This window comes from Pseudomonas sp. NPDC089401 (genome assembly GCF_044749485.1).
Taxonomy (GTDB): Bacteria; Pseudomonadota; Gammaproteobacteria; order Pseudomonadales; family Pseudomonadaceae; genus Aquipseudomonas.
Window position 1 is genome coordinate 138,775 of sequence record NZ_JBIVIA010000012.1, and the last position, 6,713, is coordinate 145,487.

Annotated in this window: 4 protein-coding genes; 3 read left to right on the plus strand and 1 reads right to left on the minus strand. The window is 65.0% G+C overall.

The window, feature by feature from the left end; translation table 11 throughout:
- Positions 1-5: 5 nt before the first annotated feature.
- Complete coding sequence (locus tag ACIP21_RS24025; RefSeq protein ID WP_400692989.1) at positions 6-971, minus strand: 2-hydroxyacid dehydrogenase; 966 nt, start codon at positions 969-971, stop codon at positions 6-8.
- A gap of 165 nt (positions 972-1,136) precedes the next feature.
- On the opposite strand from ACIP21_RS24025, the gene ACIP21_RS24030 reads away from it, so the two are divergent.
- The 3 genes from ACIP21_RS24030 to ACIP21_RS24040 all read left to right on the plus strand — a co-directional run bounded on the left by ACIP21_RS24030 (position 1,137) and on the right by ACIP21_RS24040 (position 6,460).
- Positions 1,137-2,819: a fatty acid--CoA ligase gene (locus tag ACIP21_RS24030; RefSeq protein ID WP_400692992.1), complete on the plus strand. Its 1,683-nt coding sequence runs from the start codon at positions 1,137-1,139 to the stop codon at positions 2,817-2,819.
- 331 nt (positions 2,820-3,150) lie between these two features.
- Positions 3,151-5,070, plus strand: a complete 1,920-nt coding sequence (locus ACIP21_RS24035) for a DUF1302 domain-containing protein (RefSeq protein ID WP_400692994.1) — start codon at positions 3,151-3,153, stop codon at positions 5,068-5,070.
- Positions 5,071-5,095: 25 nt separating this feature from the next.
- Complete coding sequence (locus ACIP21_RS24040) at positions 5,096-6,460, plus strand: DUF1329 domain-containing protein (RefSeq protein WP_400692997.1); 1,365 nt, start codon at positions 5,096-5,098, stop codon at positions 6,458-6,460.
- Positions 6,461-6,713: the final 253 nt, after the last annotated feature.

Genomic DNA, 6,713 nt, shown 5'->3' on the forward strand with positions numbered 1-6,713 from the left:
GGCGCTCAGACGATCAGGCGACGCGGCTCGCCGGCGAAGAAGGCGCGGGCGTTCTCGGCCAGTTGGCCGACGATGCGCTGGCGAGCCTCCACCGCCCCCCAGGCGCTGTGCGGGGTGATGATCAGGCGCGGGATATCGCCGGCCAGCAGCGGGTTGCCGTTGACCGGAGGCTCGACGCTGAGCACGTCGGTAGCGGCGCCGCCCAGGTGGCCGCTGCGCAGGGCGTCGGCCAGCGCCTGCTCGTCGATCAGGCCGCCGCGGGCGCTGTTGACCACCAGCGCGCCCTTCTTCATCAGGGCCAGTTCAGCGGCACCGATCATGTTGCGAGTGTGCTCGTTCAGCGGGCAGTGCAGGGTCAGGGCGTCGACCTGCGGCAGCAGTTCCTCCAGCGGCAGGCGGTCGTCACGCGCCGGGCGCCCGGGGATCTGCCCGCTGAGCACGCGCATGCCGAAGGCTTCGGCCAGTCGCGCGACGGCGCCACCCAGTTCGCCATGGCCGAGCAGGCCGAGGGTCTTGCCTTCGAGTTCGACGATGGGGAAGTCCAGCAGGCAGAACTGGCTGGCCTTGGCCCATTGGCCGGCGGCCACCGCCTGGTTGTAGTCGCACAGGCGCGTGGCCAGGGCCAGCAGCAGGGCGAGGGTGTGCTGGGCCACCGACGGCGTGCCGTAGCCCTGGCAATTGCACACGGTGATGCCCTGGGCACGGGCAGCGGCCAGGTCGACGTTGTTGGTGCCGGTGGCGGCCACCAGGATCAGCTTCAGCTGGGGGTTGGCCGCCAGGGCCTGGGCGTCGAGCATGACCTTGTTGCTGATCACCGCCACCGCGCCCTGCAGGCGCTCGGCGACCTGGTCCGGGCGCGTGGTGGCGAACAGTTCGAGCTCGTCGAACGGCTGGCGCAACGGCGACAGGTCGAGGTCGCCAAGGTCGAGGGACGGGTGATCGAGAAACACGGCACGGCGCAAGCTGGGCATCTGGGAAGCTCCGGTGGCAGGGCAGGGGTTGATCCATCAGTCGGCACAATGCCACTCATACCTCGTGGCGCCAAATCATTCCTTCGGCTGATTTGACCGTCACATTCAGCTACTACAGTTGTTCCAGACTTGCCCGGCCCGTTTTTGCAGATAGAAGGGATATCCATGTTGCAGACCCGCATCATCAAGCCCGCCGAGGGCGCCTACACCTTTCCGCTGTTGATCAAGCGCCTGCTGATGTCTGGCAGCCGCTACGAGAAAACCCGCGAGATCGTCTACCGCGACCAGCTGCGGCTGACCTATCCACAGCTCAACGAGCGCATCGCCCGGCTGGCCAACGTGCTCACCGAGGCCGGGGTCAAGGCCGGCGACACGGTGGCGGTGATGGACTGGGACAGCCACCGTTACCTGGAATGCATGTTCGCCATCCCGATGATCGGCGCGGTGGTGCACACCATCAACGTGCGCCTGTCACCCGAGCAGATCCTCTACACCATGAACCACGCCGAAGACCGCGTGGTGCTGGTCAACAGCGATTTCGTCGGGCTCTACCAGGGCATCGCCGATCAGCTGACCACGGTCGACAAGACCCTGCTGATCACCGACGGCCCGGACAAGACCGCCGACCTGCCGAACCTGGTCGGCGAGTACGAGCAATTGCTCGCCGCCGCCAGCCCGCACTACGACTTCCCGGACTTCGACGAAGATTCGGTGGCCACCACCTTCTACACCACCGGCACCACCGGCAACCCCAAGGGCGTGTACTTCACCCATCGCCAGCTGGTGCTGCACACCCTGGCCGAGGCCGCCGTGACCGGCAGCATCGACAGCGTGCGCCTGCTCGGCAGCAATGATGTGTACATGCCGATCACGCCGATGTTCCACGTGCATGCCTGGGGCATTCCCTACGCGGCCACCATGCTCGGCATGAAGCAGGTCTACCCGGGGCGTTACGAGCCGGACATGCTGGTCAAGCTGTGGCGCGAGGAGAAGGTCACGTTCTCGCACTGCGTGCCGACCATCCTGCAGATGCTGCTCAACTGCCCCAACGCCCAGGGCCAGGACTTCGGCGGCTGGAAGATCATCATCGGCGGCAGCGCCCTGAACAGCTCGCTGTACAAGGCCGCCCTGGCCCGTGGGATCCAGCTGACCGCCGCGTACGGCATGTCGGAAACCTGCCCGCTTATTTCCGCCGCGCACCTGAACGACGAACTGCAGGCCGGCAGCGAGGACGAGCGTGTCACCTACCGCATCAAGGCCGGTGTGCCGGTGCCCTTGGTGGAGGCGGCGATCGTCGATGGCGAGGGCAGGTTCCTCCCAGCCGATGGCGAGACCCAGGGCGAGCTGGTGCTGCGCGCGCCCTGGCTGACCATGGGCTACTTCAAGGAGCCCGAGAAGAGCGAAGAGCTGTGGCAGGGCGGCTGGCTGCACACCGGCGACGTCGCGACCCTCGACAACATGGGCTACATCGACATCCGCGACCGCATCAAGGATGTGATCAAGACCGGCGGCGAGTGGATCTCCTCGCTCGACCTCGAAGACCTGGTCAGCCGTCACCCGGCCGTGCGCGAAGTGGCGGTGGTGGGGGTGGCCGACCCGCAGTGGGGCGAACGCCCGTTCGCCCTGCTGGTGGTGCGCGACGGCCAGGCCATCGATGCCAAGGCGCTCAAGGAGCACCTCAAGCCTTTTGTCGAGCAAGGGCACATCAACAAGTGGGCCATTCCCAGCCAGATCGCCGTTGTTACTGAAATTCCCAAGACCAGCGTCGGCAAGCTCGACAAGAAGCGCATTCGCCAGGACATCGTGCAGTGGCAGGCCAGCAACAGCGCGTTCCTTTCCACCCTGTAACCGCGCCGCGGGTCGCGTGCGTCAGAACGCGGCCCGCAGGCTAGAGAGGCTGGCGCCTTGCCAAACGGAGAAAATGCGCCATCCTTCAACACGGCCAACACGCCGCCAGGCAAACGTCGGTGGCAATTTGGCGGCCGGTGCATAAATCACACTTTAGAGGGATCTAGCACCTGTGCCTGCTGGCTATAGTCGGGGCCAGGGGATTTTCAGGAATGGGGGAGGGCAGCACGCGCAAGACGTGCTGTCGCGGGTGCAAGCCTGCATACCGGTCGCTCGGGCCGTTCTTGAAAGGACTCACTGCCATAACAATAAAGTACATGGAGTAGCGTCGATGAAATCTGCAAACCTGTTCTGGCGCCGGGCCAAGCTGCCCCTGGCCGTCAGCCTTGCTTCCACGCTTGCAAGCCCTGCTTTTGCGGTCAGCTTCAACATCGGTGAAATCGAAGGCCAGTTCGATTCTTCGCTCTCCATCGGGGCCAGCTGGTCGACGGCCAACCCGAACAAGAACCTGATCGGCGTCAACAACGGCGGCAAGGGCTTGTCGCAGACCTCCGACGATGGTCACCTGAACTTCAAGAAGGGCGAGACCTTCTCGAAGATCTTCAAGGGCATCCATGACCTGGAGCTCAAGTACGGCGACACTGGCGTGTTCGTGCGTGGCAAGTACTGGTACGACTTCGAACTCAAGGACGAAGGCCGTGAGTTCAAGGACATCAGCGATTCCAACCGCAAGGAAGGCGCCAAGTCGTCCGGCGCCGAACTGCTCGACGCCTTCATCTACCACAACTACGCGATCGGCGACATGCCGGGCTCGGTGCGCCTGGGCAAGCAGGTGGTGAGCTGGGGCGAGAGCACGTTCATCGGCAGCGGCATCAACGCGATCAACCCCATCGACGTGTCGGCCTTCCGCCGCCCAGGCGCGGAGATCAAGGAGGGCCTGATCCCGGTCAACATGTTCTACGTGTCGCAAAGCCTCACCGACAACCTGTCGGCCGAGGGCTTCTATCAGCTCGAATGGGACCAGACGGTCGTCGACAACTGCGGCACGTTCTTCTCCCAGCCCGACGTGATCGCCGACGGCTGCAACAACAACCTGGCGGTGCTCGCCACGCGCAACTCGCTGGCCAGCCGGCTCGGGCCGCTGGCGACCCCGGTCGCCAACACCCTGGCCGCCCGGGGCGTGACCTACGGCAACCCTGACGAAGGGGTGATCGTGCGCCGGGGCGCCGACCGCGATGCCCGCGACAGCGGGCAGTTCGGTGTCGCCCTGCGCTACATGTTCGAGCCGCTCAACACCGAGTTCGGTGGCTACTTCATGAACTACCACAGCCGCGCGCCGATCTTCAGCGGCCGCGGTGCCGACGCCCAGTACTACAGCACCACCGGCCTGGCCGCCGCGCTGCGCGGCGCGGGCGTACCGGCCGCGGCGCTGGCCAACCTGCTGCCCAGCCTGATGCCGTTGCAGGTTGCCGGCAACTCCAGCTACTACGTGGAGTATCCCGAAGACATCCGCCTGTATGGCCTGAGCTTCTCGACCACGCTGCCCACCGGTACCGCCTGGAGCGGCGAAATCAGCTACCGGCCGAATGCGCCGGTGCAGCTCAACACCACCGATATCCTCTATTCCGGCCTGACGCCGCTCAACCCGAACGTGTCCGTGCTGCAAGGCCAGCCGGGTACCGACCAGCCCGGCTACCGCCGCAAGGAAATCACCCAGCTGCAGACCACCTTCACCCACTTCTTCGACCAGGTGATGGGCGCGGAGCGCCTGACCATGGTCGGCGAAATCGGCTGGACCCACGTGGGCGGCCTGGAAAGCACCTCCAAGCTGCGTTACGGGCGTGACCCGGTGTTCGGCCCCGGCCCGTTGCCCAATGGCCAGTGCGAGGCGCTCAACACCAGCACCCTGGGCACTTCGAATGCCAACAACGTGTCGCGCTACTGCGAAAACGACGGCTACACCACGAGCGATTCCTGGGGCTATCGGGTCCGTGCGATCTGGGATTACAACAACGTCTTCGCCGGGGTGAACCTGCGCCCGAGCGTGGCCTGGTCGCATGACGTCGACGGCTACTCGCCGGGGCCTGGCGGCAACTTCGAGGAAGGGCGCAAGGCGATCAGCCTCGGCCTGGACGCGGAATACCAGCAGACCTACACCGCGAGCCTGTCGTACACCAACTTCTTCGACGGCAAGTACAGCACCGTGGATGATCGCGACTTCGTCGCCCTCAGCTTCGGCGTGAACTTCTAAGCATTCAGATCCAGGACGACACGACATGAACTACACCAGAAGTCTGCTGCAAGCCGGTGTGCTGGGCCTGTCCCTGCTGGCCTCCAGCGTCATGGCTGCGGTATCGGCCGACGAAGCGGCCAAGCTGGGCAGCACCCTGACGCCGATGGGCGCGGAAAAGGCCGGTAACGCCGATGGCTCCATCGGCCCGTGGGAGCCGCTGTCGAAGAGCGCCGGCAGCGTCGACGCCAAGGGCTTCCTGTCCGACCCGTATGGCAGCGACAAGCCGCTGTTCACCATCACCGCGCAGAACGCCGAGCAGTACAAGGACAAGCTGTCGCCGGGCCAGCTGGCGATGCTCAAGCGCTACCCGGACACCTTCAAGATCCCGGTGTTCAAGACCCACCGCGGCTCCACCGTGCCGGATGACGTGTTCGCCGCGATCAAGAAGAACGCCACCACCACCACCCTGGTCGAAGGCGGCAACGGCCTGAACAACTTCCAGACGGCGGTGCCGTTCCCGATCCCGAAAAGCGGACTGGAGGTGATCTGGAACCACATCACCCGCTACCGTGGCGGCAGCGTGACCCGTCTGGTGACCCAGGCCACCCCGCAGCAGAACGGCTCGTACAGCCTGGTGTACTTCCAGGACCAGTTCGTGTTCCGCGACAAGATGAAGGACTACGACCCGAGCAACCCGGGCAACGTCCTGTTCTACTTCAAGCAGGAAGTGACCGCGCCGGCGCGCCTGGCCGGTACCGTGTTGCTGGTGCACGAGACCCTCGACCAGGTCAAGGAGCCGCGCAAGGCCTGGATCTACAACGCCGGCCAGCGCCGCGTGCGCCAGGCGCCGCAGGTGTCGTACGACGGCCCGGGTACCGCGGCCGACGGCCTGCGCACCTCGGACAACCTGGACATGTACAACGGCGCGCCGGACCGCTACGACTGGAAGCTCGAAGGCAAGAAGGAGATGTACATCGCCTCCAACGCCTTCAAGCTGGACGACCCGAAACTCAAGTACGCCGACATTCTCAAGGCCGGGCACATCAACCAGGACCTGACCCGCTACGAGCTGCGCCGTGTCTGGCACGTGGTCGCGACGCTGAAGCCGGGCCAGCGGCACATCTATGCCAAGCGTGACTTCTACATCGACGAGGACACCTGGCAAGCGGCGGTGATCGACCAGTACGATGGCCGCAACCAACTGTGGCGCGTATCCGAGGCCCATGCCCAGCCGTACTACAACGTGCAGGTACCGTGGTACACCCTGGAAACCATCTACGACCTGCAGTCCGGCCGCTACCTGGCGCTGGGCATGAAGAACGAAGAGAAGAAGGCCTACGACTTCGGCTTCAGCGCCAGCAAGGCCGACTTCCAGCCGGCGGCGTTGCGCCAGTCGGGGGTTCGTTGAGCTGAAATCCTTTAACTCCGTGTGATCCCCAGAACGCCCCGGCTTGCCCGGGGCGTTTCTGTTTCGGGAAGTCAGTGGTTTGCCTGACATGCCAACAGGCTGAAGGCTGGCGCAATCCCTGTGGGAGCGGGTTTACCCGCGAAGAACCCACCGCGGTGCATGGCACCGGCTTCGCCGGTGTTCGCGGGTGAACCCGCTCCCACACAGCTTGCCGCAGGCCTCTGTCCGTCAGCCATGTTGCGTTTTGTCGAAG

Coding starts and splice junctions, on each gene's coding strand:
- ACIP21_RS24025 (WP_400692989.1), bottom strand. CDS start 971: ATGCCCAGCTTGCGCCGTGCCGTGTTTCTCGATCACCCGTCCCTCGAC.
- ACIP21_RS24030 (WP_400692992.1), top strand. CDS start 1,137: ATGTTGCAGACCCGCATCATCAAGCCCGCCGAGGGCGCCTACACCTTT.
- ACIP21_RS24035 (WP_400692994.1), top strand. CDS start 3,151: ATGAAATCTGCAAACCTGTTCTGGCGCCGGGCCAAGCTGCCCCTGGCC.
- ACIP21_RS24040 (WP_400692997.1), top strand. CDS start 5,096: ATGAACTACACCAGAAGTCTGCTGCAAGCCGGTGTGCTGGGCCTGTCC.